The sequence below is a fragment of the Streptomyces sp. SID8374 genome, assembly GCF_009865135.1.
In the GTDB taxonomy this organism is placed as follows: Bacteria; Actinomycetota; Actinomycetes; order Streptomycetales; family Streptomycetaceae; genus Streptomyces.
In genome coordinates, this window is the sequence record NZ_WWGH01000001.1 from 1 (window position 1) to 25317 (window position 25317).

Consider the following 25317-nt stretch of genomic DNA (forward strand, 5'->3'; position numbering starts at 1 on the left):
CTGAAAACGTCGACGCAGACGGTGAAGAACTACGAGAACGGCCGCTCAGAACCGAAGTCGCCGCGCCTGGAGGCCTACCAGCGGCTCCTGAGGGGGTGGGCAGCGAAGTACCCCGCGCACGCTTCCTCGGCCGCGCCCGCGCCAGTTGTCGCGCCGCAGCCGGAGGTGCCCGGGACGTTCACCGGCTCGGCCGCCCCGGAGCAGGCGGAGGTTGCCGCGCCGGTTCAGGCCCCGGCCGCCCTGGCGGCGCCCGAACGTCCCGCACGTTCGGCGATGTCGCGGCGTCCGGCGGCCAAGAAGGCTGCCGCGCCCGCTGTCGACCCGCGCTTCCCTCACGGCCCGCTCGCCGTCCTGGATGGCGACGGCTGCGCGTACGGCACGGACGGTCTCGTGCTGGACTGCCCGGCGACCACGATCCCGGAGCTGGTGGAGTGGACCCTCAAGGAGTCCGGCCTCGGTGCCGCGAAGCTCAACCGGTACGGCAAGGACTCCGACCCCCTGGTCGTGCTCACCGCGGCCGCCGCCGTGAAGCTCGGGCTGCCGGAGCGTCTGGAGGGCCACGAGCAGCGCCGCTCCCTGCGCCTGCCGGAGGACCACCCTGTGGTCAAGCAGGTGACGAAGGCGAAGTGGCAGCTCACTCAGCGGGGCTTCGGGCCGTGGGCCCGGATCTACCGCAACGCGCAGGGCCGTGAGCGGCAGTGCGTGCAGCTGGCAGTGCTGTCGTGGGACGCCCTCGATGAGCGGTCCTGGCCCGGCGTCAGCGAGATGGAGCCGGCCGATATCGCCCGCGTGCTGGGGGTGTACGCGATGCGGGTCATCACGCCTCGCGGCTCCACCGCCGTGTCCGGGCTGGAGCTGATGACGGCGCTGCGCCCGCCGACGAAGGCCGTGCGGGACGAAGAGACCGGGAACTGGGTGTCCGGCCACAACGCGGGCTCGCTGGGGACGGAGCCGATGGACCCGGCGCCGCCGGAGGCCACCCCGGAGCACCCCGTCGTCGTGAACTCGGGCTGGACGGGCGGCTTCCTGAACGAAGAGGCCTATCAGTGGGTGCGGTCGGTTCAGACGCTGTCCGATGAGGAGTGCACGCTGCCGTACGCGGTCGGCCTCGACCTCAACACCGCGTTCCTCGCCGCCGCGGCCCGCCTGGTCGTCGGCCTCTCCGCTCCGGACCACTTCCACGCCCCGAAGTTCAACCCGAAGATTCCCGGGAGCTGGCTGGCCGACCTGTCCCACATCGAGCTGGACCCGCGCCTGCCCAGCCCGTTCACCCCGGACGGCTCCCGGCCGACGGGCCCGGCCTGGTACCAGACGCACACCCTCGCCTACGCCCAGGAGCTCGGGCACGACGTGCACCCGATCGAGGCGTACCTGCGCAGGGAGACCGGGGCGTACCTGGACCCGTGGCACGATCGGCTGAAGAACGCCTACGTCGACACCCTCGCGGACATGGGGGTCACCAAGGACCTCACCGACGTGGAGTTCCTGGCGGCGATGGAGCAGCACAAGCAGAACGACCCGGCCCTGGCCGCCGTCCTGTCCGCGATCAAGGCGACGGTGAAGGGCGGTGTCGGCAAGCTCCGAGAGCGCCCGCAGGGCAAGTCCTACAAGGAGGGCGAGACATGGCCGGCCCTGTCCCGGCCGACGTGGCGCCCCGACATCCGGGCCGCCGTCATCAGCAAGGCCCGGGTCAACATGCACCGCAAGCTCAACAACATGGCCAGGATGACCGGGTTCTACCCGCTCGCCGTGCTCTCCGACTGCGTCGTCTACCCCAGCCCCGGTGAGAGCCCGCTCGACTTCCTCCCCTACGCCGCGTCCGGCAAGCCGCAGCCCGGCGCCTTCCGCCTCGGGCCCACCCCGGGGCTGGCGAAACTGGAGGGCGTCCAGTCGATGCTGTGGGCGGTCGACCTGATGGAGAAGGGCCTGAACCCGGCCCGCCACATCAAGGGCGGCGACGCCGTCCTGGACGAAGGAGAGTAGACCGTGGGGGAGATCGAGGACGCCATCGAGCGGGCCGACCGGGAAGCCTTCACCCGACAGCCGCCCAAGACCCTCAAAGGCCAGATCGGCTACCTGCTCAAGCAGATGGGCAGCGCCAAGGCCGTCGCAGCGGAGCTCGGGGTCACCGCCGACTCCGTCAACCGCTACCGGCGCGGCGCCCGCAAGCACGCCCGCGCCGACATCGCCGCGAAGATCAACGACGCCGTACGCCAGCGCTGGCAGCCGCAGGTGCGCAAACGCCGGCAGAAGCAGGCCGCCGCCACGGGCGGGATCACCGTGGAGACCCGGGCCCGGTTCGGCTACACCGCGCCGGTCGGCACCACCGACGACGGACGCTTCCGCCGCCTCACCGTGCACCTCCCCCCGGCCTACGCACAACGCCTCTTCGACGCCCGCAAATCCGGTGCCAGCGACCAGCAGATGCGCAAAATCATCGCCGAAGGCTTCAAAGAGATCTACTTCCAGGACGGCGGAGACCGCGCCACAGGCCTCTCCGACGTCACCCTCAACGACATCGACTACCTCGACCTCGACTACTGACCCGACACCGACCCCTGTGCCGTGACGACCCCCTGTACCGGACTCCTGGGACCTCACGGCAGCCCCCCAGCGGTCCGGGTTCATGGCGTGCCCGGCCAAGATCAGGGCGAGAATATCGTTGATGGCGGTGAAAAGTCGCTCGAAGCGACTCAGGACCGCCTCGGAAACCCCGGACAGGACGACGTCTCGCTTACACACAAGAGCGTCGGCCGGACGGCCGTGTCCGGTGAACCGTGCCTCGGTCCCGCGAGCGAGGCACGCAACGATCCGGCCCGAACCGTTGACATCACCGGGCCCTGAACCCGGTACCGAAAACGGCGTTGCACAACTTGAAGTAGTCACCCAGGCAGAACACGACCTCGATGTCGCTGTCCCTGGCGCCACCACTGAAAACACCCACGAACAACAACCGCCCAAGGGACAGCAGGCCAAAGCAGCCCAGTCCCCTCAAAATCACTGCTCCGTCACAGCAGCCACGGCCATACCGGAAGGCAGAGCCCCATGACGGGCACCGACAAGCCCACCCACAATCGCCGGCCCCCCACCAGGCCCACGGAACTCCGGCCGCAGAAGGCCCCGGCCGCAATCAAAGCAACGGCCCCAGGCACCGGCGGCCGGTTCGTACGGGAACCACGGCCGCCGGCCCCCGGAGCCGGGGAAGAGGGACCCGTCAGCTGAATCCGTCAAGCGTGATCAGCGCCTCCTGCGGGTTGCCGTCGTGGACCAAAGACTCGTGAGCGCCCACATCGTCGAAGGCGAAGCCGTACGCCTTGCCATCCGCCATCTGAGCGTGAATGGCGCGGGAGTAATGGTTGGTGACCGCGTCCCGGTAGAAATTCGCCGCGTTGCTGTCGGGGTGGTTCGCGCCGTTCAGCAAGGTGGAGCGGTTGAAACCCGCGCACAACGTGCGGGAGACCGGACCGCGCACCAGGTCGTTAGGGGCATCCAGGCGCTTGTAACAACCGAAAACACTGCCCGAGTCAGGCTTCTGGAACGAGGTCACGACGGCACCGGCGCTGTTGGTGAAGTTCATGACGTTCCCGGAGACCCGGCCGTAGTACTTGGTGTTCGGCTCGTGCGCGAACGGGGTCACCGTGAGGACGGAGCTGCTGTAGCGGCTCCAGACCCGGTTGATGTAGTCGTTCAAGATGCCGGACGGCAGGGCGCCGACGCCGACGCCGTGGCCGGGGGAGAGAGCGCGCAGGACCGTTCCGTCGGACCGGGTCTGGATGAGGCCTGCCCAGCCGCCCGGCTGGTTCCTGAGGGAGTTGAGGACGGCGTTGTAGCCGCCCGGCTTGAGGCGGCCGGTGGTCTTGACCGATCCGCCGGGGGCCTTGACCCCGACGGAGTACGGGGCGGAGAACATGTCGACCTGGGTGCTGTTGATCCACAGGCCCGCGTCGTTGAGCGTGTACTCGGTCCAGTTGAACAGGATGTTCCTGTTCGGGTCGCTCGGGTTCTGGACCGCGGGCTGGACGAGACCACCGGTGGTGACCTTGAAGACGAGCTTCTGACCGTACGAGAAGTAGACCCGGCCGGAGAACTTCGGCATCCGGATCGTCATCGACTGACCGTTGCGCGGCCCGGCGATCGACGCGTCCGGCGCGGGGGTGGGCGGGTTGCCGCCGGCCGGCCAGGGGTGGAACGTGCCGTTCGCGTCGGCCCAGCCCTGCCGGCCCGTCGAGAGTTCCGTTCCCAGGTTGTAGATGTAGACCTGATCGCCGCGGGCGGAGTCGTTCTTGATGGTGAGCGGGATGGTCGCGGGGACCGCGGCCTGGGCGGTGGCCGGGCCGACGGCGGTCATGAGACCTGCGGCCAGGGCCAGTGCGGCGGTCAGTGAAGCGAGGCCTCTCCATGGAGCGGGCATGCTCGTCCTCCTCATCGGTTGGATCCGTGGGTGGAACGGTGCGCACATTGCTGGGTCTTGAGAGCGCTCTCAGAGTCCTGCGGAGAAGGGGAGGTGTCAACGAGGTTGGGTCGACTTCTTTGACACGGAAGCCCAGAGAGAGGGCAGAGGGGGTGGTGAACGGTGCGGATGTACCGCTCACGGGGTGTGGGGGTGGAGGGCGAAGAACGGCGGCGGTGCGTTTCGGCGTTGCGCCCCGCCGCCGTCACCGGCCCCGTGTGGCGGCCGGTTCCGGGGCCTACCGCCTCCCGCGGCGGCCCCGGAGTCGAGAGGTCCCCTCAGCTGGGGAGAACCCACTTCTGGTTGGCGCCGGAGTGGCAGGTCCACAGGTGGAGCTTCGTACCGTCCGCCGAGGAGACACCGGACGCGTCCAGGCACTTGCCCGACGATGGGTTCTTCAACGTTCCGTCAGGCTGCGACACCCACTTCTGGGCGCCCGTGCCGTTGCACCCGTACAGCTGGATCTTCGTACCGTCCGCTGTGCCGGCGCCGCTCACGTCCAGGCACTTGCCCAGCGCGCGCAGCGTGTCGTCCGTGCCCGCCGTCCATCGCTGGGCTGCCGACCGGTTGCACGTCCACAACTGGATCTGCGTGCCGTCCGCACTCGATCCGCCCGCTACGTCGACGCACTTGCCGCCGATGCCGGTGACAGCACCCTCCCGGGGGCCGGTCGTGCCTCCTAGCTCCTTGATGCGGATGTTGCGGAAGGACACGTTGTCGCCTTCGCCGTGGTTCTGCAGGCCGATGTGGCCCTGCTGGAGGCTGCGGGCGGGGTCGGTGTTGGTGAAGTCGTTGATCTTGCGGCCGTTGAGGAAGAGCTGGAGGCGCTCGCCCTCGACCTGGATCTCATAGGTGTTCCACTCCCCCGGCGGGTTCAGAGCCGCGTCCCGGGCGGCCAGGTCGGCCGACTTGAAGCCGTAGACGGCCCCCGTGGTGCGATCGGGCGTGTCCGTGGCGTCGATCTGGATCTCGTAACCGCTGTCGACGGCCGACCACGGGTCGTCGGAGGCCGGGAAGCCCACGAAGACACCGGAGTTGTCGTCACCCGCCTGGCGCCAGTCCAGCTTGAGGGAGTACGACGTGAACTCCTTCGCCTGGTACCAGTACAGGCCCAGGCCTCCCTGGGAGGTCAGGGTGGCGTCGGCGTGGGTGAAGGAGCCCGGGCCCGCCTGCTTCCAGCCCGTCGTTCCGGAGGTACCGAACAGGGTCGTGTAGCCCGTCTCCGGACGGCAGTCGGCCTGCGTCCTCTCCCCCGCCCAGCGGATGCCACCCAGCAGGTGCCGGCGGAACGCGGGCTCGGCGTAAGACTCCTGCGTGTGACCGCCACCGGTGTAGAAGGCGCGTCCGCCCTGGTACTCCTTGCACCAGGCGATGGGATGGTCGCCGCCCATGGTGCCGCCGCTGTACGTGGACTCGTCCAGGGAGGCCAGGACATGGGCCGTGCTCCGCGGGTTGGTGCGGTAGTCGTACCACTCGTCGGTCCGCTGCCAGGTCGGGCCGAGGTGCGCGGTGGCGTCGTGGGCACGGTCCTCCACCTTGACCGTGGCCGGCTGGATGTGCGGGTGGGACTTGAACAGGGCGCCGGCCAGGCCGCCGTACCAGGTCCAGTCGTACTCGGTGTCGGCCGCCGCGTGGATGCCCACGTAGCCGCCGCCCGACTGTATGTACCCCTCGAAGGCGGACTGCTGGGAGGCGTTGAGGACGTCGCCCGTGGTGGAGAGGAAGACCACCACCTCGTATCCGGTGAGGTTCGCGGGGGTGAACGCGGCCGCGTCCTCGGTCGCGGTGACGGTGAAGTTGTTGGCGGCGCCCAGCTGGCGCAGGGCGGTGATACCCGCCGGGATGGAGTCGTGGCGGAAACCGGCGGTCTTGGAGAAGACCAGGACGTCGTACGCGGGGTCGGCGGCCGCCGACGCGCGGACGGGCGGCGCCTCCTGGCTCGGCACGGAGGCCGTGGAGACCGTCGCGGGCAGAGCGGCGGCGGCGAGCAGCCCGCAGGCGGCCCAGCCGGCGAGACGGGTGAGTCTTCGGCTCATGACAGGGTCCACTTCTGGTTGGCGCCGGTGTGGCAGGTCCACAGGTGGAGCTTGGTGCCGTCCGCCGAGGAGACACCGGATGCGTCCAGGCACTTGCCCGAGGACGGGTTCTTCAACGTTCCGTCGGCTTGTGCCACCCATTTCTGGGCGCCTGTGCCGTTGCATCCGTACAGCTGGATCTTGGTGCCGTCGGCCGTACCGGCTCCGCTGACGTCCAGGCACTTGCCCAGCGCCCGCAGTGTGTCGTCCGTGCCGGGCGTCCACTTCTGGGCTGCCGTCTGGTTGCACGTCCACAGCTGGATCTGGGTGCCGTCCGCGCTCGCTCCGCCTGCGGCTTCCGCGCACTTGCCGCCGATTCCCTTCAGGTCGCGGCCGGGCGCGGTGGCTCCGGTGGTGGTGAAGGTGAAGTCGTCCAGGTCGAAGAGGGAGCCGCTGCCGCCCTTGAAGACGAGGTAGAGCGTGGTGGTGGACGCCGGGCGGTTGGTCAGGTCCGCGCTCACGTCCCGGAACGTGTCCCAGCTGCCGGTGACGGGGACCGCCGCCGAGCCGAGCAGGGTGCCGGTGGGTGAGCCTGCCCGTACTTCGAGCGTGCCGCCCGAGCCGCCGGAGGAGACCCGGGCGGTCAGCCTGGTGGCGTTGGCGAGGAGGTACGGGGTGAAGGAGATCCAGTCGTTGTTGTCGATGTAGCCGACGGTCCTCCCGCCGTTCGCCGTGGCCTTGTCGACGATCTGGATGCCGGCGGAGGCACTGAAATGCTCGGCCTGGCGCTTGCTGCCCTGGCTGATGTTCTGGTCGTGCGTGGTCAGGGCGGGCTGCCCGTTCGCCCCCTTGTCGGTGTACTCGGCGTCCCAGACACCGAAGATGTTGGCGTTGGGGTCGTGCTCACCGTCGGCGATGGTCTGTACGGTGCCGGAGCAGCCGGTGGCGGAGGTCTGCGGGTGACCGTGGCTGTCGTGGCCGATGATGAAGGTGACCTTCACCCTGGAGCAGTCGATCGTGCCGTCCTCGGGGTCGGTGACGGTGACCGTGAAGGGGACGGCGGCGCCCGGGTCGATGATGGAGCCGTCGGCGGGCAGGTTGAGGGTGACGGCGGGCGCGGTGTTGCCGACGGTGATGGTCACGGAGGCGGTGGCGGTGTTGCCGGTGCCGTCGGAGACGGTCAGTTCGGCGGTGTAGCGGCCGTTGGCGGTGTAGGTGTGCGAGGGGTTCGCGGCCGTGGAGGTACCCCCGTCACCGAACTTCCAGGCGTACGTGAGCGGGTCGCCGTCGGGGTCGGAGGTCCCTGCGGAGGAGAACGCCACCGCGAGCGGCGCCTGGCCCGAGGTTCGGTTCGCGGAGGCCTTGGCGAGCGGGGCGCGCCCGCCGGTGACGTACTCGATGCGGTAGACCGCGCTGTTGGCGTCGCCGTTGAAGTACCCGGTGCCGTAGTCCAGGACGTACAGCGCGCCGTCCGGGCCGAAGGCCATGTCCATGACCTGGGTGCCCTGCCAGGGGAACGCGTTGATCGACTGTACGGTGCCGTCCGCGCCCTGCTCGATACGCTTGATCCACTTGCGGCCGAACTCGCCCGCGAAGTAGTCGCCGTCGAAGCTCTGCGGGAACTTGACCGTGGACGTCGAGGCCGCGTCGTAACGGTAGACGGGTCCGCCCATGGGTGACTCCGAGCCGTTGCCGAACTCGGGGACGGAGCCGCCGTCGTACGGTATCCAGGCGGGCTGGGCCGGGGGCAGGTCGGTCAGGCCGGTGTTGTTCGGCGAGGTGTTCTTCGGGGCGGCGCAGGAGAACGTGGCGCCCGAGGTCGACGTGGCGAAGTCGTAGTCCACGTAAGGGCTGTTGTTGCCGACGCAGTAGGGCCAGCCGTAGTTTCCGGCCTTGGTGATCCGGTTGAACTCGACCTGTCCGGCCGGTCCGCGTCCCGCGTTCGCCGTGCCCGCGTCGGGGCCGTAGTCGCCGAGGTAGACGATGCCGGTGGGCTTGTCGACGCTCATCCGGAAGGGGTTGCGGAAGCCCATGGCGTAGATCTCCGGCCTGGTCCTCGCGGTTCCGGGCGCGAAGAGGTTGCCGGACGGGATGGTGTAGCTCCCGTCGGCCGCGACCTTGATCCGCAGCACCTTGCCGCGCAGGTCGTTGGTGTTGCCGGAGGAGCGCTGCGCGTCGTACGCGGGGTTGCGGTTGGCCCGCTCGTCGATGGGGGTGTAGCCGTCGGACGCGAACGGGTTGCTGTCGTCCCCGGTGGAGAGGTACAGGTTGCCCTGGGCGTCGAAGTCGATGTCACCACCGACGTGGCAGCACAGACCCCGGCTCGCCGGGACATCGAGGACCTTCTTCTCGCTGGCGGTGTCGAGGGTGCCGTCCGTCCTGAGGACGAACCGGGAGAGCCGGTTGACACCGTCGAACGGGGCGAAGTCCGCCGCCGACCCGGTCGCGGGCGCGTCGCCGGAGGGGGTGTTCAGCTTCGGGGCGTAGTAGAGGTAGACGAAGCGGTTGGTGGTGAACCCGGGGTCCACGCCCACGCCTTGGAGGCCCTCCTCGTCGTGCGAGTAGACGTCCAGCTTCCCGGCGACCTTTGTGGTGCCCGCGGCGTCGGTGAGGCGGAGGGTGCCGTCCCGCGAGGTGTGCAGGACGGATCGGTCGGGCAGCACGGCGAGTGTCATGGGCTCGCCGGTCTCGGCCACCCCCTTGGCGAGGGTGACCTGCTGGAATTCGTCGGCCGCGACGCTTGCCACGGGTTCGGGAGCCGCTGCCGCGGGTCCCTGCTGGACGGTGAGGGCGCCCGCGGCGGCGAGCAAGGTGCAGGCCAGCGCCGCGAGAGGCCGGGTGAGTCTCCTGTGCACGCGCATCCTCCGTGTGGTGACGGGGTGAGGTCTGGAGCACAGGCGCGCGCCGTCGCGCCGGGAGACCTGGGTGCCCCCAGGGGGAGGGAGGGGCACCCAGGTCTTGTCGTTCGGTACAGAGCAGGAAGGTAATGGCTTTTCCGTGGACCAGAAAGCCCTTTGACGTACCTGGCCTCAACTTTCTCTACTGGCGAGACAAAGCGACTCGCCGGGCTCCTCGGCCGCGGGCCGGGCCGGTCGCCGGGGCAGGGAGCGGCGGGGGCCTTCCGGAGCAGCGGCGGCCGCTCTCGCGCCGACCGGTGAAACGGCAAGTCGGCCTGCGGTGAAGGGATTTGGTCCAGACGAATGTCTTGACGGGTCTGCGGCGCGCTCCTTAAATCATTATCGCCAACTGTTGAACGCTGCTGTCCCGGCGATCCCCGGATCACTTCACTTCGTGTCCATTGCACGGCCGTCAGCGCGTCCGACGTTCTGTCATGCACACGTCGCAGTGACCCGTTCTCCCACCGCCCCCTCACACCCCCACGAAAGCGATGTGATGCCCCGTGCGTACGCCTTGGCGCCACAGATCCCTCACCTGGCTGGCCGCGGCCGCCTGTCTCACTCTCGCCGCCCTCTCCCCCACCGCCGTGCAGGCCGCCCCGGCCCCGGACTCCGGTACGGTCGCGCCCGCCGCGGTGACCTTCGACGAGAACTTCGACGGCCCGGCCGGTTCGGGTGTCAACACCTCCAGGTGGCAGCTGGAGACCGGCGACAACGTCAACAACCACGAGCGGCAGTTCTACACCTCGGGCACGAACAACGCCGCCCTCGACGGCCAGGGCAACCTCGTCATCACGGCGAAGAGGGAGAACCCGGCCAACTACAACTGTTGGTACGGGCGGTGCGAGTACACCTCGGCACGCCTCAACACGGCCGGGAAGTTCACCGCCCAGTACGGGCGCGTCGAAGCCCGCATGAAGCTCCCGCGCGGCCAGGGCATCTGGCCCGCCTTCTGGATGCTCGGCAACGACTTCGGCAACGTCGGCTGGCCCCCATCGGGTGAGATCGACATCATGGAGAACGTCGGCTTCGAGCCGGGCACCGTACACGGCACGCTGCACGGACCGGGCTACTCCGGCTCCGGCGGCATCGGCGCCGGCTACACCCTGCCCGGCGGCGCGGCCTTCGCGGACGCCTTCCACACCTTCGCCATCGACTGGAGCCCCAACTCCATCAGGTGGTCCGTGGACGGGAACGTCTACCAGACCCGCACCCCCGCCGACCTCGGCGGCCGGCAGTGGGTCTTCAACAAGCCCTTCTTCATCATCCTGAACCTCGCGGTCGGCGGCTACTGGCCCGGTGACCCCGACAGTTCGACCCGCTTCCCGCAGCAGCTCGTGGTGGACTACGTACGCGTGAACACCGACACCACGCCGCCGCCGACCGGCGCCAAGACCATCCGGGGCATCGGCGGGAAGTGTCTCGATGTGGCGGGCGCCTCCTCGGCCAACGGCACCGCCGTCCAGCTCTACGACTGCAACGGTACGAACGCCCAGCAGTGGGACGTACGCTCCGACGGCACCGTCCGGGCGCTCGGCAAGTGCCTCGACGCCAAGGACGGGGCCACCGCCAACGGCACCCTCGTCCAGCTGTGGGACTGCAACGGGACGGGCGCCCAACGGTGGGGCATCTCCGCCGCCCGCGACATCGTCTCCGTCCCCGCCGACAAGTGCCTCGACGCCATCGGCAACTCCTCTGCCAACGGCACCCGCACCCAGCTGTGGACCTGCACCGGCGCCGCCAACCAGAAGTGGACCGTGGCGTGAGCGACGGCCCCGCCCGGGCCGGCTCCCGGAGCGCACGCACCGCGCGCTGACCCCGCACCTGCCCGGACGGCGGAACTCCGTCGCCGGGCAGGTGCGGTCATCCCGCGTCGCGGTCGAACTTCGCTGCCGACCAGAAGTAGCCGAGCACGGCGAGCCCGAGGCACCATGCGACGGCGAGCCATCCGTCGGCACCGATCTCGCTGCCGAGCAGCAGGCCGCGCAGGGTCTCGATGGCCGGGGTGAACGGCTGGTACTCGGCGACCGGCCGGAACCAGCCGGGCATGGAGCCGACCGGCGTGAAGGCGCTGGAGAGGAGCGGCAGCAGGATCAGCGGCATCGCGTTGTTGCTGGCGGCCTCGGCGTTCGGACTGACCAGGCCCATGCCGACCGCGATCCAGGTGAGCGCCGTGGCAAAGAGGACGAGCAGCCCGAACGCCGCCAGCCACTCCAAGGCGGTCGCGTCCACGGAGCGGAAGCCGATGGCCACGGCGACGACGCCCACGAGGATCACGCTCATGACCGATTGCAGCACGCTGCCGAGGACATGGCCGATGAGGACCGACGGGCGGTGGATCGCCATCGTACGGAAGCGGGCGATGATGCCCTCGGTCATGTCGTTGGACACGGACACCGCGGTGCCGACCACGGTGCTGCCGATCGTCATCAGCAGCAGGCCCGGGACGACGTACGCGATGTACGCGGAACGGTCCGGGCCCTCGCTGCCGCCGATGACCGAGCTCATCGCGTCGCCGAAGATGTAGACGAAGAGCAACAGCAGCACGATCGGCGTGAGCAGCAGGTTCAGGGTGAGGGACGGATAGCGCCGCGCGTGCAGGAGGTTGCGGCGCAGCATCGTGGACGAGTCGCGTACGGCGAGGGAGAGGGAGCTGGAGCTCATCGGGCGGCCTCCTCGGACTGGTGGGACTCGTTGGACTGGTGGGGCTGACCGGACTGGCCGAGCTGGTCGGACCGGTCGGGACGGTCGGGAATGTCGGGGACCGTGGAGCCGGTCAGGGCGAAGAACACGTCGTCGAGGTCGGGTGTGTGCACGGTCAGTTCGTCCGCCTCGATGCCGGCCGCGGCCAGCCGGCCGAGGACGGCGTGCAGCTCGCGCTGGCTGCCGTCGCTGGGGATCCGCAGCGTGAGCGCCTCCTCGTCCTGGACGGTGCCGCCGAGCGCGGCGGCGGCGCTCCGGTACGCGGCCGGGCCGAGGAAGCGCAGCCGTACGTGCCCGCCGGGGATGAGCCGCTTCAGCTCGTCCGCGGTGCCTTCGGCGGCGATCCTCCCGTCGTCGAGCACCGCGATACGGTCGGCGAGCTGGTCGGCCTCCTCCAGGTACTGGGTGGTGAGGAAGACGGTGGTGCCCGACGCGACGAGCTCCCGGATGATCTGCCACAGGGTGTGCCGGGAGCGCGGGTCCAGGCCGGTGGTCGGCTCGTCGAGGAAGATGATCCTCGGTGCGCCGACGAGGGTCATGGCGATGTCGAGGCGGCGCTTCATGCCGCCGGAGTAGCTCTGCGCGGGCTTCCGCGCGGCGTCGGTGAGGCCGAATCGCTCCAGCAGTTCCGCCGCGATCCGGCGCCCCTCGCGTCCCGGCAGGTGGTGCAGGTCCGCCATGAGGAGCATGTTCTCCTCGCCGGTGATCAGCCCGTCCACGGCGGAGAACTGGCCGGTGACGCCGATCGCGGCCCGTACCCCGTCAGGGGAGGCGGTGATGTCGTGGCCCGCGACCTGGGCCTGTCCCCCGTCGGCGGTGACGAGCGTGGAGAGGATCTTGACGAGGGTGGTCTTGCCTGCGCCGTTCGGCCCGAGCAGTGCGAACACCGATCCGGCCGGGATGTGCAGATCGACGCCGTCGAGGACGGTGTGGTCGCCGTACGCCTTGCGCAGACCGACGGCGGAGACCGCGGGCGGTTGCGGGTGAACACCGCCCCTGCTGGGCGTGGGCATGACAGATACAGGCATGGGCTTCTCCCCTTGGTATGCGGATGCCGCGAGAGTTCATATGCGGATGACGTGTGAGCCGGCGAGCCGTTCGAGCGGGCCCTTGCCGGTCAGGGCTTGGCGCGGCGGACGTCGATGTTGCCGAAGCGGGTGCGGGCGCGGATCCTGACGGTGTTTTCGCTCTCCTCCGGGGCCTTCGACGCGGTGAGCGAGTTGCGCACCTGGCCGGAGCCCGAGCTGACGTCCAGCCAGGCGGCGGTGCCCTCGCGGACGCCGACCTCGATGGCACCGTAAGAGGTCTCCAACTGGACTGTTCCGCAGGACACTTCCGCGACGCGCAGGGTGCCGTTGGCGGCGGTGGCGGTGACCGAGCCCTCGGCGCGTGCGATGAGGATGTCGCCGTTGGCGCCGCTCACCCGCAGGTCGCCCCTGGCCTCCTCGACGCTTGTGGTGCCGTGCGAGTTCTTCAGGACGGCGGGGCCGTCCACGAGGCCGACGCGCAGGCTTCCGGAACTGGTGGTGATCTCGGCCGCGCCCTCGACCCGGTCCACGGTGATGGAGCCGTGTGACGCGGTCAGCTTCAGCGGGCCGGTCGTGTCGAGGCGGACATCGCCTGCCGAGGTCTTCACGCGGACCTCGCCGAGCCGGCCCTCACCGAGCACCTGTACCCAGGCGCCGGTCGCCTCGACGTGCGAGTCCGCGGGTAGTTCGACCGTCACATCGACGGTGCCGATACGGCCGAGCAGTCCGGGCTTGGGCGTCCTCACCGTGAGCGCGCCTCCCGCGTACGTGACCCCGGTCTGGCCCGCCGTCCGCACGTCCTGGTCCCGTTTCGGGTCGCGGGGGCGCACGTCGACGACGGTGGTGGGGCCTTCGCCCGCGGTGAACCGGATGGAGCCGGCCTCCACATGCGCGGCGACGGAGATCGGTTCGGGGGTGTCGAAAGAAGGCATGACTGTCCCGTCCTCGTGGGTCTTGGAGACGTCCCTGCTGGTGGGACGTGGTGTTGGGTGAAGTGGTACGGAGCCGGGGCGGCTAGCGCACCCAGCCCGTGAAGCTCTGCCCCACGGTCCGGGCCTTCTCCGTCGTACGCGGCCGGGCGCCGCCGTCGACCGCGGCCGACACCGCCCGTACCAGCCACGCGTTGACCGACAAGCCCTCACCGGCCGCGGCCTCCTCGGCGCGGGCCTTGAGGTGGGCCGGCAGGCGCAGATTGACCCGGGCTGTACCGCCCTCGTCGCTCTCGGCCTGGGCCTTGAACGGCTCGGCGGGTTCGGCGGGCGCGCCCTCCCCGGGCTGGGGCAGGTTCACCACGAAGTCGGGGTCCAGGCCGCGCAGCCGTACATCCACCGAACCGGGGGCGAGTTCGCGCGTGACCTCGTCCATCGCGGCGGAGAGCACATGAAGCATGGCCAGCCTGGTCGCCGACTCCAGAGGGGCGGTGAGCCTCTCCGCCAGCGCACGGGCCTCTTCGCCGCCGGCTTCGGCGGCCACCGCGAGTTCACGGCGGAGGGAGTCGACATACGGGGTGAGATCCATGGCGCCATAGTGGCACTATCGTGGCGCCACCCGCAAGCCCTTATGGCGCAAGCCCTATCGGGGTGCCGGACGGTGCGTACGACAGAATGTGGCGCCACATGGCACCACGGTACGTCCCTTGGCGCCATGTGGCGCCAAGGGGCGTCGTGACAGAGACAAGCGCCTCCGAACTGCCGCCGAACGACGGACGGCAGCCGTGGACGCGTGTGCTTCTCCTCGTGGCGGGGCAGCCGACCGTCATGACTGTTCTGCGTAAAGTCGCCCGACCCCTGCTGGCCTCGATGTTCGTCAGTGGCGGATACAACGCCGTGCGCAATCCCGCGCCCCTGGTCCCTGTCGCCGAACCCGTGACCGATCGCGTCTCCGCGGCGATCGGACGGCGGACGTCCCTGCTGCCGGAGGATCCCGAGAGCCTCGTACGCCTCAACGGCGCCGTACAGCTCGGTGCCGGCCTCCTGCTCGCGCTGGGGCGCGCACCCCGGCTGGCCTCGGCGGCTCTCGCCGTGACCCTGGTGCCGACGACCCTGGCGGCCCACCGGTACTGGACGATCGAGGATCCGGAGAAGCGCGCGGCGCAGCGCGTCCAGTTCCTCAAGAACGCGTCCCTGCTCGGCGGGCTCCTCATCGCCGCCGCCGACACCCACGGCAAGCCCTCGCTCGCCTACCGCACCCGCCACGCCGCCGGCCATGCCTCCGACGCCGTCACCCACCAGGCGCACTCGGCCGTCGACCGCGTCGGTGATGTGGCTGGCAGTGCCGTGCACAGCGTTACGGACGCCGTCGGAGCGGCCCGCAAGCGCCTGCCGTAACCGCTCCGTCCGGAGGCGCCGGCCCGTAGAGGATTCAGACCGCCCGCAGTCGGCCGGAGGAGCGGCCCGCGAGCCCTTCGACCGCTTGGGCCGTCGCCTCGTCCGCCGGGAGGAAGACCACCAGCTGCTGGGCGTCCTCGGGAAGTTCGAGGGTCTCGCGGGCCAGCTCCAGTGCGCACCCGGACGGGTGGTGGAGCCGCAGCGGCCCTCGGCGCGGCACCACGTGCCGGTTCAGGCGGTGCGTGAAGTCGGGGCCCGCGACGGGGGCGAGCTCTGCGGTGAACCACTCGAAGCCCGCCACCGAAGGGCCGCACCACAGTTCGAAGGCCCGTTCGTCCGCGACCTCCTCCCAGTCGGCGAAGAACGTACGGGCCCGGGGATCGGTGAAGACGTAACGGGTGAGGTTCGGCGCCTCGGCGTCCAGCAGGCCGGTGTCCCTGGTCAGCGACTCGAAGCCGGAGGTCCGGGCGAGGATGTCGCCGAGCCGGTTGGTCACCACGGCGATCCCCGGCTCCAGGAGGCCGAGCGTCCGCAGCACCGTCGGGCGGACATCGCGGCGCGGCGGCTCGGCCCGGGTGTGCGCGGTGCACTCGCCGCCGGTGATCTTCGACAGATAGCGCAGATGGTCGCGCTCCGAGGTGTCCAGAGCGAGTGCGTCGGCGAGGGCGTTCACGACGGCGATCGAAGGGTTCCGGTCACGCCCCTGCTCCAGGCGGGTCAGGTACTCGACGCTGACCCCCGCTCGTGCGGCCAGATCGGAGCGCCGCAGCCCGGGTGCCCGGCGGCGCCCCCAGTCCGGCATCCCCAGTGACTGCGGCTGGACGCTGTCGCGCCTGGCCCGGATGAAATCCCCCAACGGTGAACCCATACGGGGAGAGTACGACGCCGCCCCTCGGTCGCGGGAGCGCCCAGGGTGGCCCTGCGGGGGCCAGCCTGAGCACGGTCTGGTGGGGGCCGCGCCGCGTCCGGATCGTGGTGGCCATGGACAACAAGCCCCAGCTCGTGATCATCGTCGGAAGTGTCCGGGAGGGCCGGTTCGGCCCGGCCGTGGCCTCATGGGTCGCCGAACAGGCCGGTACGCACGGCGCTTTCGATGTGACCGTCGTCGATCTGGCCGACTTCGACATCCCGTTGGCCCTGCCCGCCGCGTCACCGAAGTACGCAGGTGACGGCTACCCCCGTCCCGCCGGGATGGCGGCGCTGACCTCCGCCCTGGACGGCGCCGACGCGTTCGTCGTCGTCACGCCCGAGTACAACCACAGCTATCCCGCGTCGCTCAAGGCGGCCATCGACTGGCACTTCACCCAGTGGACGGCCAAGGCCGTCGCCTTCGTCAGCTACGGCGGCGCGGCGGGCGGTCGGCACGCGGCCCTGCACCTGGAGAACGTGCTGACCGAGTTGCACGCGGTGACCATCCGCGAAGGCCTCGCCTTCCCGAACTACTTCACCACCTGGCAGGGCGGCCGCCCGCTGTCGCCCGAGGCCGCCGGTTACGCCATGACGCTGCTGGACCAGCTGTCCTGGTGGGCGACGGCGCTCCGCTCGGCACGCCACGCGGAGCCCTTCCCCGGTTGATCCCGGCGACCGGATGTGACCCCTGGGAGTCGGCCGGGCCCGGCCGACTCCCAGGGGTCACTGGGTCACCTTGGCGATGAAGGCGGCGAGATTCGCCACGGTCCGCTGGATCTGCTCGTCGAGGGTGAGCGACTCGCGGAGCCGTCCGCCGACGCCCGCGTCCTTCTTCCCCCGTACGTAGAGCGAGCAGGCGAGGTCGCTGCACATGTAGGCGCCGACCGAGTTGCCCTGCTGGCCGGCCTTCCCGGACCTCGGGGCCACGAGCAGGGAGACGCCTCCAGTGTGGACGGTCACACACAGGGAGCACATGCTGCGGCGGGTCTGCCAGGAGCCCGCGTCCGAGGAGCGCAGCTGCACACCGACCGGACGATCGCCCCAGCCGGCCACGAGGTATGCCCGGTCGGGGGCCTGCGGGTCGCGCCAGCCCAGGAAGTCCAGGTCGTCCCAGGGCCGTTCGGCCAGGTCACGGGGGACGTGCAGGCGCTTGGCCTCGCCCTTGGTGCAGTTCACGAACGCGGTGCGGATCTCTTGCTCGGTCAGCGGTCTCATGAAAGCAACGCTAATTTGCCTAAAGCCATTAGGCAAACGTATATTTCCTTAGGTAATCACTGGGAAGTGTTCGGAGGGTGGCATGGCGAAGGCAGGACCGGCCGCGGAGCGCGTGGTGAGAGCGGGGGCCGAGCTGGCGGACGAGATCGGCTTCGAGCAGGTGACCCCGTCCGAACTCGCCCGGCAGCTGGGCGTCAGGACCGCGAGCCTGTACTCGCACGTCAAGAACGCCCACGACCTCAAGACGAAGATCGCCCTGTTGGCGCTGGAGGAGCTCGCCGACCTTGCGGCCGCCGCGATCGCGGGACGGGCCGGCAAGGACGCGCTCACCGCCTTCGCCGACGCCTACCGCGACTACGCCCTCCAGCACCCGGGGCGCTTCGCCGCAGCACAGTTCCGGCTGGACGCGGACGCGGCCGCCGCCAGCGCAGGCGTACGGCATGCCCGGATGACGCGGGCGATCCTGCGCGGCTACGACCTGACGGAGAGCCAGCAGACCCATGCCGTACGGCTGCTGGGCAGCGTCTTCAGCGGTTTCGTCGGCCTGGAGGCGGCCGGCGGCTTCAGCCACAGCTCCCCCGCCTCCCAGGAGAGCTGGACCGAGATCCTGGGCGCACTCGACGCCCTGCTGCGCAACTGGCCCGCCGCTTCCTGACCCGCCTCTCAGCAGAGCCCGCCCCCACCTGGCCCCTGCCCAGCGAGGCCCGCCCCTTCCTGACGCCTTCCCGGCAGAGCCCGTACCCACCCTGACCCTTTCCAGCGAAGAGAGTCCAGAAGATGAACACCCGGCCCGACTGGACCACCACCCCCATCGGCCCCGACATCCTGCGCGGCGCCCTCGACCTGGAGCGCACCGGACGCGGCGTGCTGCCCCACCGGCTGCCCGCCCGCGCCCGGCAGCAGATCCCCGACGGACAGCTGGCCATGGCCGAGTCGCAGCCCTCCGGCGTACGGCTGGCCTTCCGCAGCCGGGCCACCGCCGTCGAACTGGACGTGGTCGCCACCAAGCGGGTCTACCCGGGAGCGCCGCCGCGTCCCGACGGGGTGTACGAGCTCCTCGTGGACGGTCGCCTCGCGGGCCGGGCCAGTGCGCCCGACGGCGACATGCTCACCATCGACCTGGCCTCCGGGACCGCGCACAGCCGCCCGGGTCCCGTGGAGACCCTGCGGTTCACCGGCCTGCCGGACGTCGAGAAGGGCATCGAGATCTGGCTGCCCCATGACGAGACCACGCAACTGGTCGCCCTGCGCACCGACGCGCCTGTCAGCACCCCGCAGCCCAGTGGCCGACCGGTCTGGCTGCACCACGGCAGCTCCATCAGCCACGGTTCCAACGCGGCGACGCCGACCGGCACCTGGCCGGCCCTGGCGGCGGCTCTCGGCGGGGCCGAACTGATCAACCTGGGGTTCGGCGGCAGCGCCCTCCTGGACCCCTTCACCGCCCGCGCCATGCGGGACACCCCCGCCGACCTGATCAGCGTCAAGATCGGCATCAACCTCGTCAACGCCGATCTGATGCGGCTGCGGGGCTTCGGCCCGGCCGTCCACGGGTTCCTCGACACCATCCGCGAGGGGCACCCCACCACGCCCCTGCTGGTGATCTCGCCGATCCTCTGCCCCATCCACGAGCACACGCCCGGCCCCTGCGCCCCGGACTACAGCGCGATGAGCGAGGGACGGCTGCGGTTCATCGCCACCGGGGATCCCGCGGAGACCGCCGCCGGGAAACTGACCCTCACCGTCATCCGGGACGAGCTGGCCCGGCTCGTCGGACAGCGCGCGGCCACCGACCCCCACCTGCACCACCTGGACGGCCTCGCCCTCTACGGCGAGACCGACCACGCCGAACTGCCGCTGCCCGACGCCCTGCACCCGGACCCCGCCACCCACCGCCGTATCGCCGAACGCTTCGCCGGGCTGGCTTTCGGCGACGCGGGACCCTTCGCCGTGAAGGACCGCTGACCCAGGAGCCCGGCCCCGCGTCCGGGCCCCGGCCGCCGCCTCCCCCGTCAACGCGTGCTCCGCCGACAGGAGACGACCACCAGGAAGGGCCACAGCGCCTGGACGAACGTCACCACCCGCTCGGCGATGCCGGGCGCCCCGGCGCTCTGCAACTCGGCCAGGAACCAGAAAGCGGTCGCACCCATCAACGCGCTCGCCGCGAGCGACACGTCCAGCCGCAGCCCCCACGGGACCGGGCCCCCCTTTCCGCGAACGGCGGCCAGCGGAGGCCATACCGCAAGCAGGACGAGGCCCAGGGTCGCCACGGCTCCGTGCTCCAGCGCCCCGCCGCTGGTCGGCGCCGGAACCAACGTCAGCGCCAGGGCGCACAGTCCCCCACCGGCCAGGGCGACGCGCCCGGCGAGCGCCGCTTCCCGGAGGGCGTGCGCGGTGACGACGTAGCACGTGCCCAGCACCAGCAGCGCACCGGTCATCAGCCAGTAGCTGCCGGCCCCGTAGGCGGCCAGCACACTCAGGGTCTGCGTCGCGGGGTCGTACGTCGGGCCCTGCCGCAGTTGCGCGATCGTCCAGGAACCGACCAGCAGCAACGGCGCACAACCGGAGGTGAGCAGGGCCCACCAAGGGACGGATCGCATCAAGGCATCATAAATGCCCCGAGATTGCCTGTCGTTGACCTCCGCGCCGAGCCACGGAGGTCAGGGGCGGAACCCCGAGCCGTGGCGCGTCAGTCGGAGGAGAGGGCCACCGCCCCCACCGGGCAGGCCCGCACGGCCTCCCCCACCAGCGGATGGGCCCCGGACGTCGCCTCCCGGCCCGGGAGCACCTCGCTGAGGCCGTCGTCGTCCTGCGTGAACACGTCCGGCGCGGTCAGCGCGCACATGCCGGCGCCCACGCAGCGTTCCTTGTCGACCTGGACTCCCATGCCGCTCACCAGGCCACGGGCAGTTCGAGCAGGCCCTGGATCGTGTCCCCCGGTTTGTGACGGATCTCGTCCGCGGGCACGGCGAGCCTGAGGCCGGGCAGCCGCTCGAACAGGGTGCGCATCGCGATGTCCAGCTCGGCGCGGGCCAGGTTCTGGCCCAGGCACTGGTGGATGCCGAAGCCGAAGGCGAGGTGGTGGCGGGCGGGGCGGTCCCAGTCGAGTGTCTCGGCCCGGGGGAACACATCGGTGTCGCGGTTGATGAGCGAGGTCGAGAAGACCACGCCCTCCCCCTTGCGGATCGTCGCCCCGTCGATCTCCATGTCCTCGGTCGCCAGGCGCTGGAGGCCGTCGGCGATGGAGAGGAACCGCAGCAGCTCCTCGACCACCACGGCGGTCGTCGTCTCGCCTGCCCGCAGCGCCGCCAGCTGTTCGGGGTGGCGCAGCAGCGTGAACGTGCCGAGCGAGATCATGTTCGCCGTCGTCTCGTGCCCCGCGATGAGCAGGATCACGGCGAACGCGACCAGCTGTTCGCGGTCGACCGGTCCGTCCGGGTGGTCCCGGTGGATCAGCTCGTCCAGGAGGCCGTCCCCCGGCTCCGTCCTCTTGCGGTCGATCAGCGCGCCCAGATATTCCTCGAGTTCGTCGCGGGCCCTGTTCACATCGTCGGCTCCCGGGCCGCGCAGGAGCCGCTGCGAGCGCTCCTCGAAGAACGTGTGGTCGGCGTAGGGCACGCCGAGCAGGGCGCAGATCACCATCGACGGCACCGGCAGGGCGAACGCGCTGACCAGCTCGGCCGGGGGCCCTTGTCGCTCCATCGCGTCGAGGAGGCGGTCCACGGTCTCCTGGATACGCGGGCGGAGCGCACCGATCCGCTTCACGGAGAAGGTCGGGATGAGCATCCTGCGCTGGGTGTTGTGCTCGGGGTCGTCGACGCCGAGCAGAGCGACGCGGCGCGGCTGCGCGCCGGCGAACCGCCGGGCCGGGATGGGGAAGTCCGGGTGGGTGCGGTCGGTGGAGAGCCGTGGGTCGGCCAGCAGCCGGCGGGCCAGGGCGTGCCCGGTGACCGCCCAGACCGGGCGTCCGTCGAAGAGGGTGACCCGGCTCAGCGGGCGGCCCTCGCGCAGCGGTGCGTACCCGGCGGGCGGGTGGTAGGGGCAACCCCGGTCCTGGGGGAAGGACGTCGCGGGGGCCGGTGAGGTGGGGTCGAGGTTCTGGCGGGCCGGGTCCGTCGTGGATTGCGTCATGGGATCGGGTCGCCTCGCAGTGCTCGCTCGTGTGCGCGGAGCCGGTCGTTCCGCGCCTCCCCACCATTGGATGCCTCAGGCACCTATCTGGTCGATGGGCAGACCGGCCAGCTCGGCGCGCCCGTGGATCTGGCCGGTGTCGTTCGTACGCGTTCGATCCGCATCGCATCCCCTCAGCTCCGGAGGGGCGGCCGGTCCGCGCCGATGTGGCCATCGGGCTGTCGGCGGCTTGAACCGGGCGGGAAGGCGGGGCCTGAATCATGCCGTCCGGCGACGGCGCTCCCCTGCATGTCCGGTGCGGCACCGGCCGACCCCGAAGCCGTGACGGTTACGGCCCCGGCCGCGCCCCGTGCGGTCACGAGGGGCGACAAGGGCCGGGCCGCCGGTCAGGAGTGCCGCCCCGTGTTGCACCGGGAGCGGGGTCGGCACGTACGGTACGGCAGGTGAACGAACCGTCCGAAGCCGTCACCGAACCTGCCGTGGACGAGCGCGGGCAGACCGCGACGATACGGGTCTTCCTGGCGCTCGCCCCTCCCGACGACGCCAAGGACGAACTGGAGCGGGCGCTGCGTCCCGCCTACGAGGCGTATCCGCGCCTGCGGTGGAACCGGATCGAGGACTGGCACATCACCCTGGCGTTCCTCGGTGAACTCCCGCTCACCACCGTCCCGCTCCTGATGCCCCGCCTCGCCGAGCTGGCGACGCGGCACCGGCCCCTGCGGCTGGCGCTGCGCGGCGGCGGGCACTTCGACGAACGGGTCCTGTGGAGCGGGATCGAGGGGGACCTCGAAGGGCTGCACCGGCTGGCCACCGACGTACGCGAGGTTGTCAGGGCGTGCGGTGTCTCCTTCCCCGACCGGCCGCTGCGGCCCCATCTCACCCTGGCCCGCTCCCGCCGGGGCGACCACTCCGCGGTGGTGGAGGTCGCCGAGGGGCTCGCCGCGTTCTCCGGCCGCGTCTGGGAGGCCGGACGGCTCCATCTGGTCGGCAGCAACATCGGCCGCGGGCCGGGGCTGATCCGCTACCAGGACATCGAGGCCTGGAGTTTCGGCCAGGGCACCTGATCCGCTCCTGTCCCCGTGCTTCGGGTGCGGCGCGGCCGGTGTGCGGCAGGGTCCCCAACGCGGCGCTCCACGGCCCGAGTCGAGGGCCGCGTGTCGCCGCGCGACGAGCTCGCCCCGGGCCGGTATATGTATGCGAGCACTCGCAAAGAGATCATGGTTTTCGTCGAGTGCCCACGCCGTCGCCGGGTGCGCCCGTCACCGCCCGGGGTTCACGGCCGCACCCAAGGAGAGAGACACATGCGCTACGGAAGCGCGCTGCGCGAGCAGATCCACACACCCGGAACCACCCCGCTCGTCGGCATCTATGACATGTACTCGGCATCGGTCGCCGCCCGGCACTACGACGGATTCTTCGTCTCCGGTTTCGGCTTCGCCGCCTCCCACTACGGGCTGCCGGACATCGGCTTCATCGCGTGGCCGGACATGGTCGCCTTCGCCGAGCGGCTCCGGCTCGCCTTCCCCTCCCACCATCTGCTGGTCGACATCGACGACGGTTACGTGGACCCGGAGGTGGCGTGCCACGTGGTGCAGCGGCTGGAGCGGGCCGGGGCCTCCGGCGTCATCCTGGAGGACCAGCAGCGGCCGCGCCGCTGCGGCCACGCGGACGGCAAGAGGGTGCTGCCACTGGCCGAGTACCTGGAGAAGCTGAACCTCGTCCTGGAGAGCCGGCAGGACCTCGTGGTCGTGGCCCGTACCGACGCCACCGAGGACGAGGACATCCTGCGCCGCGCCCAGGCGCTCGCGGAGACCGATGCGGATGTCGTGCTGGTCGACGGGGTGCGGGATGTCGAGTGGATCCGCCGGATCCGCAAGGTCATCGACGACAAGCCGCTGCTCTTCAACCAGATCGCGGGCGGCAGGTCGCCGAGGCTCTCGCTCTCCGAACTCACCGAGCTGGAGTGCCAGGTGGCCATCTACAGCACGCCCTGCCTGTTCGCCGCACACGCCGCCATCGACAGCGCGCTCAGCGAGCTGAAGCGGGCCGACGGGCGGCTCCCGGAGTTCTCGCCCGGTACGTCGGTCGGGGTGCGGGCCTCGACCGCCCTGCTGGAGAAGAACGTCAGCCGCCACCACCCGCCCGGCCCCCGGACCGCCACCACCTGAGACGGCGCGCGGCGTCAGCGTCTGGGCGACACCGCCAGTTCGAAGAGGTACCGCTTGGTCACCCTGCCTCCGTACCGGCCGTCGATCAGGGCGGCGACGCACGCCAGCAGCCCGTCCCTGGCGGCCTCCGGGAGGGCCCGGTGGCCGGAGAAGGTGCGCAGCAGGTCGAGATAGCCGGTCGTGGCGAAGGTGAGGTCCTGCGTGTGGCGGCGCAGGACCGTGGGGCCGAACCGGCCGCTGCGCGCCACCTCCCTCACGTGGTCCGAGGCGTCGACGTCGGCCGCCGCGGGAGGCCGCAGCCCGGGTGGGGTCTGCGGGTCGAAGCGCTCGTAGCAGCGCTGGACCTCGGCGAAGAACTCCTCGGTGCCGCCCATGACATGCTGCCCGCGCACCACGGCGAGCGCTCCGCCCGGGCGGAGCGCGTCGGCGGCCTTGGCCACCCGGATCGCCGGGTCGATCCAGTGGAAGGCCGTCGCCGAGACCACCATGTCGTACGGTTCCGGGGGCAGCGGCCAGGTCTCGAACCGTGCCGTCACCACCTCGGCCTCCGCTTCACCGGCCAGGTTGCGGCGGGCGATCGCGGCCATGTGCGGCCCCGCCTCGACCGCCGTGATCCGGCAGCCCCGTCCGGCCAGCGGCACGGTGGCCTGGCCGGTCCCGCACCCCACCTCCAGTACGCGGCTGCCGGGGCCCGCACCGGTGAGCTCCGCCAGGTCGTCGTACAGCTCCGGCGGATATCCGGGCCTGGCCCGGTCGTAGAGCTCGGCGTCCTCGTCGAAGATGCCGGCCAGCCGCTCCCGCAGGGACTCCTCGGGGGTGTCGTCGCGTCGGGGCGGCGTTCCCCGGGTCATGCGGACTCCGCACTCGCGGGCCGCGCGTGCGCCAGCAGGAACTCGGTCGCCCGTGCGATGGCCTCGGCCGATGTGCCGTGGACGGCCTCGGACTCCTCCTCCTGCCGGTCCGCCGCCGTGGCGGTGTACCACCAGGCGTCCGCGTCCGGGTCGTGGTGGATGACGGCGGAGCCCCCTGCGTAGCGGAGCGGGACGGATTCGCCCGCCGACCTCTTGACCACGGCGTGGGGCCACTTGAGGCGGGCGGACTGGCGCTTGATGCCGCCCCAGGCCGCGCCCAGCTGGGTGTAGGTGGCTCCGCTGCGGCCGGCGGCGGTGGCCGCGCTCTCGGCCAGGCGGTCGACGGACCGCTTGGCCTCGTACAGGGCCCGCAGCGTGGCGAGTTGCACGTCGGGGGCGGCCGTCAGCGCGGCGTCGAAGGGCTGGTTCGCGGCGCGGTAGGCGAGCGCTCGCGTCGAGATCCGCTCGGCCAGCGCGCGGACCGCGTCCAGCACCTTCTCGTCCATGGTGAACGCGTCGTCATCGCCGGGCTCGTTCCAGGCGGGCTCGACCGGCGTCATGACCACGTTCCAGAAGTTCTCGTCGTCGCGGGACGGGGTGGGGATGGCTCTCGTTTCCTCCATGCG

General features: G+C 70.9%; 23 protein-coding genes. 9 read left to right on the forward strand and 14 right to left on the reverse strand.

Annotated features, from left to right (window positions below; all coding sequences use genetic code 11):
* Positions 1 to 1983, forward strand: a 1983-nt coding sequence (locus tag GTY67_RS00005) for a transcriptional regulator (protein ID WP_161277294.1), incomplete at its 5' end; no start/stop codon positions are given.
* 3 nt (positions 1984 to 1986) lie between these two features.
* Complete coding sequence (locus GTY67_RS00010; protein ID WP_161277295.1) at positions 1987 to 2544, forward strand: XRE family transcriptional regulator; 558 nt, start codon at positions 1987 to 1989, stop codon at positions 2542 to 2544.
* A 670-nt stretch (positions 2545 to 3214) separates the two neighbouring features.
* On the opposite strand, the gene GTY67_RS00015 is transcribed toward GTY67_RS00010, so the two are convergent.
* From GTY67_RS00015 to GTY67_RS00025, 3 genes are all read right to left on the reverse strand, one after another.
* A complete protein-coding gene (locus GTY67_RS00015) occupies positions 3215 to 4411 on the reverse strand; it encodes a glycoside hydrolase family 64 protein (RefSeq protein ID WP_161277296.1) in 1197 nt (398 codons plus the stop codon).
* Between the two features lie 317 nt (positions 4412 to 4728).
* Entirely contained in the window at positions 4729 to 6486 is a 1758-nt protein-coding gene (locus tag GTY67_RS00020) for a ThuA domain-containing protein (RefSeq protein WP_161277297.1), read from the reverse strand.
* Positions 6483 to 9320, reverse strand: a complete 2838-nt coding sequence (locus tag GTY67_RS00025) for a PQQ-dependent sugar dehydrogenase (RefSeq protein ID WP_161277298.1) — start codon at positions 9318 to 9320, stop codon at positions 6483 to 6485. The genes GTY67_RS00020 and GTY67_RS00025 overlap by 4 nt, the downstream gene beginning before the upstream one ends.
* A 545-nt stretch (positions 9321 to 9865) precedes the next feature.
* Between GTY67_RS00025 and GTY67_RS00030 the strand changes: the two genes are divergently transcribed.
* Positions 9866 to 11128, forward strand: coding sequence for a family 16 glycosylhydrolase (locus tag GTY67_RS00030; protein ID WP_161277299.1), 1263 nt, complete (start codon positions 9866 to 9868; stop codon positions 11126 to 11128).
* 97 nt (positions 11129 to 11225) lie between these two features.
* Here GTY67_RS00030 and GTY67_RS00035 read toward each other — a convergent pair whose 3' ends face one another.
* The 4 genes from GTY67_RS00035 to GTY67_RS00050 all read right to left on the reverse strand — a co-directional run bounded on the left by GTY67_RS00035 (position 11226) and on the right by GTY67_RS00050 (position 14611).
* Complete coding sequence (locus tag GTY67_RS00035; RefSeq protein ID WP_161277300.1) at positions 11226 to 12026, reverse strand: ABC transporter permease; 801 nt, start codon at positions 12024 to 12026, stop codon at positions 11226 to 11228.
* Positions 12023 to 13093, reverse strand: coding sequence for an ATP-binding cassette domain-containing protein (locus tag GTY67_RS00040; RefSeq protein WP_237502531.1), 1071 nt, complete (start codon positions 13091 to 13093; stop codon positions 12023 to 12025). Before GTY67_RS00040 ends, GTY67_RS00035 begins: the two co-directional genes overlap by 4 nt.
* Positions 13094 to 13182: 89 nt before the next feature.
* Positions 13183 to 14025 carry a DUF4097 family beta strand repeat-containing protein gene (locus GTY67_RS00045; RefSeq protein WP_161277301.1) on the reverse strand — a complete coding sequence of 281 codons (843 nt, stop codon included), beginning with the start codon at positions 14023 to 14025 and terminating at the stop codon, positions 13183 to 13185.
* Between the two features lie 82 nt (positions 14026 to 14107).
* Positions 14108 to 14611: a toxin-antitoxin system HicB family antitoxin gene (locus tag GTY67_RS00050; RefSeq protein WP_093694495.1), complete on the reverse strand. Its 504-nt coding sequence runs from the start codon at positions 14609 to 14611 to the stop codon at positions 14108 to 14110.
* 239 nt (positions 14612 to 14850) lie between these two features.
* On the opposite strand from GTY67_RS00050, the gene GTY67_RS00055 reads away from it, so the two are divergent.
* Positions 14851 to 15420, forward strand: coding sequence for a DoxX family protein (locus tag GTY67_RS00055; RefSeq protein ID WP_161279903.1), 570 nt, complete (start codon positions 14851 to 14853; stop codon positions 15418 to 15420).
* Between the two features lie 34 nt (positions 15421 to 15454).
* On the opposite strand, the gene GTY67_RS00060 is transcribed toward GTY67_RS00055, so the two are convergent.
* On the reverse strand, positions 15455 to 16288 hold the full coding sequence (locus GTY67_RS00060; RefSeq protein WP_161277302.1) for a helix-turn-helix transcriptional regulator: 834 nt from the start codon (positions 16286 to 16288) through the stop codon (positions 15455 to 15457).
* 113 nt (positions 16289 to 16401) lie between these two features.
* Between GTY67_RS00060 and GTY67_RS00065 the strand changes: the two genes are divergently transcribed.
* Entirely contained in the window at positions 16402 to 16995 is a 594-nt protein-coding gene (locus tag GTY67_RS00065; RefSeq protein WP_161277303.1) for an NAD(P)H-dependent oxidoreductase, read from the forward strand.
* Between the two features lie 57 nt (positions 16996 to 17052).
* Here the strand turns inward: GTY67_RS00065 and GTY67_RS00070 are convergent, their stop codons facing one another.
* Positions 17053 to 17544 (reverse strand): FBP domain-containing protein, encoded by a 492-nt coding sequence (locus GTY67_RS00070; RefSeq protein ID WP_161277304.1) that lies wholly within the window; start codon positions 17542 to 17544, stop codon positions 17053 to 17055.
* Between the two features lie 82 nt (positions 17545 to 17626).
* On the opposite strand from GTY67_RS00070, the gene GTY67_RS00075 reads away from it, so the two are divergent.
* On the forward strand, positions 17627 to 18199 hold the full coding sequence (locus tag GTY67_RS00075; protein ID WP_093694491.1) for a TetR-like C-terminal domain-containing protein: 573 nt from the start codon (positions 17627 to 17629) through the stop codon (positions 18197 to 18199).
* A 122-nt stretch (positions 18200 to 18321) separates the two neighbouring features.
* Entirely contained in the window at positions 18322 to 19506 is a 1185-nt protein-coding gene (locus tag GTY67_RS00080; RefSeq protein ID WP_161277305.1) for an SGNH/GDSL hydrolase family protein, read from the forward strand.
* 47 nt (positions 19507 to 19553) lie between these two features.
* Here the strand turns inward: GTY67_RS00080 and GTY67_RS00085 are convergent, their stop codons facing one another.
* From GTY67_RS00085 to GTY67_RS00095, 3 genes are all read right to left on the reverse strand, one after another.
* A complete protein-coding gene (locus tag GTY67_RS00085) occupies positions 19554 to 20141 on the reverse strand; it encodes a DUF998 domain-containing protein (RefSeq protein WP_093694489.1) in 588 nt (195 codons plus the stop codon).
* Between the two features lie 89 nt (positions 20142 to 20230).
* Positions 20231 to 20428 (reverse strand): ferredoxin, encoded by a 198-nt coding sequence (locus GTY67_RS00090; protein ID WP_093694488.1) that lies wholly within the window; start codon positions 20426 to 20428, stop codon positions 20231 to 20233.
* 5 nt (positions 20429 to 20433) lie between these two features.
* Entirely contained in the window at positions 20434 to 21672 is a 1239-nt protein-coding gene (locus GTY67_RS00095; protein ID WP_093694487.1) for a cytochrome P450, read from the reverse strand.
* 443 nt (positions 21673 to 22115) lie between these two features.
* On the opposite strand from GTY67_RS00095, the gene thpR reads away from it, so the two are divergent.
* Positions 22116 to 22736 carry an RNA 2',3'-cyclic phosphodiesterase gene (gene thpR / locus GTY67_RS00100; protein WP_161277306.1) on the forward strand — a complete coding sequence of 207 codons (621 nt, stop codon included), beginning with the start codon at positions 22116 to 22118 and terminating at the stop codon, positions 22734 to 22736.
* A gap of 237 nt (positions 22737 to 22973) precedes the next feature.
* A complete protein-coding gene (locus tag GTY67_RS00105) occupies positions 22974 to 23840 on the forward strand; it encodes an isocitrate lyase/PEP mutase family protein (protein WP_161277307.1) in 867 nt (288 codons plus the stop codon).
* Between the two features lie 14 nt (positions 23841 to 23854).
* On the opposite strand, the gene GTY67_RS00110 is transcribed toward GTY67_RS00105, so the two are convergent.
* On the reverse strand, positions 23855 to 24691 hold the full coding sequence (locus GTY67_RS00110; RefSeq protein ID WP_161277308.1) for a class I SAM-dependent methyltransferase: 837 nt from the start codon (positions 24689 to 24691) through the stop codon (positions 23855 to 23857).
* Positions 24688 to 25314 (reverse strand): hypothetical protein, encoded by a 627-nt coding sequence (locus GTY67_RS00115; protein WP_161277309.1) that lies wholly within the window; start codon positions 25312 to 25314, stop codon positions 24688 to 24690. The genes GTY67_RS00110 and GTY67_RS00115 overlap by 4 nt, the downstream gene beginning before the upstream one ends.
* Positions 25315 to 25317 lie beyond the last annotated feature (3 nt).

Excerpts from the sequence above, each read along its gene's own strand:
- GTY67_RS00015 (WP_161277296.1), bottom strand. The coding sequence starts at position 4,411 with ATGCCCGCTCCATGGAGAGGCCTCGCTTCACTGACCGCCGCACTGGCC.
- GTY67_RS00020 (WP_161277297.1), bottom strand. The coding sequence starts at position 6,486 with ATGAGCCGAAGACTCACCCGTCTCGCCGGCTGGGCCGCCTGCGGGCTG.
- GTY67_RS00035 (WP_161277300.1), bottom strand. The coding sequence starts at position 12,026 with ATGAGCTCCAGCTCCCTCTCCCTCGCCGTACGCGACTCGTCCACGATG.
- GTY67_RS00040 (WP_237502531.1), bottom strand. The coding sequence starts at position 13,093 with ATGCCTGTATCTGTCATGCCCACGCCCAGCAGGGGCGGTGTTCACCCG.
- GTY67_RS00045 (WP_161277301.1), bottom strand. The coding sequence starts at position 14,025 with ATGCCTTCTTTCGACACCCCCGAACCGATCTCCGTCGCCGCGCATGTG.
- GTY67_RS00050 (WP_093694495.1), bottom strand. The coding sequence starts at position 14,611 with ATGGATCTCACCCCGTATGTCGACTCCCTCCGCCGTGAACTCGCGGTG.
- GTY67_RS00055 (WP_161279903.1), top strand. The coding sequence starts at position 14,851 with ATGACTGTTCTGCGTAAAGTCGCCCGACCCCTGCTGGCCTCGATGTTC.
- GTY67_RS00060 (WP_161277302.1), bottom strand. The coding sequence starts at position 16,288 with ATGGGTTCACCGTTGGGGGATTTCATCCGGGCCAGGCGCGACAGCGTC.
- GTY67_RS00065 (WP_161277303.1), top strand. The coding sequence starts at position 16,402 with ATGGACAACAAGCCCCAGCTCGTGATCATCGTCGGAAGTGTCCGGGAG.
- GTY67_RS00070 (WP_161277304.1), bottom strand. The coding sequence starts at position 17,544 with ATGAGACCGCTGACCGAGCAAGAGATCCGCACCGCGTTCGTGAACTGC.
- GTY67_RS00075 (WP_093694491.1), top strand. The coding sequence starts at position 17,627 with ATGGCGAAGGCAGGACCGGCCGCGGAGCGCGTGGTGAGAGCGGGGGCC.
- GTY67_RS00080 (WP_161277305.1), top strand. The coding sequence starts at position 18,322 with ATGAACACCCGGCCCGACTGGACCACCACCCCCATCGGCCCCGACATC.
- GTY67_RS00085 (WP_093694489.1), bottom strand. The coding sequence starts at position 20,141 with ATGCGATCCGTCCCTTGGTGGGCCCTGCTCACCTCCGGTTGTGCGCCG.
- GTY67_RS00090 (WP_093694488.1), bottom strand. The coding sequence starts at position 20,428 with ATGGGAGTCCAGGTCGACAAGGAACGCTGCGTGGGCGCCGGCATGTGC.
- GTY67_RS00095 (WP_093694487.1), bottom strand. The coding sequence starts at position 21,672 with ATGACGCAATCCACGACGGACCCGGCCCGCCAGAACCTCGACCCCACC.
- GTY67_RS00105 (WP_161277307.1), top strand. The coding sequence starts at position 22,974 with ATGCGCTACGGAAGCGCGCTGCGCGAGCAGATCCACACACCCGGAACC.
- GTY67_RS00110 (WP_161277308.1), bottom strand. The coding sequence starts at position 24,691 with ATGACCCGGGGAACGCCGCCCCGACGCGACGACACCCCCGAGGAGTCC.
- GTY67_RS00115 (WP_161277309.1), bottom strand. The coding sequence starts at position 25,314 with ATGGAGGAAACGAGAGCCATCCCCACCCCGTCCCGCGACGACGAGAAC.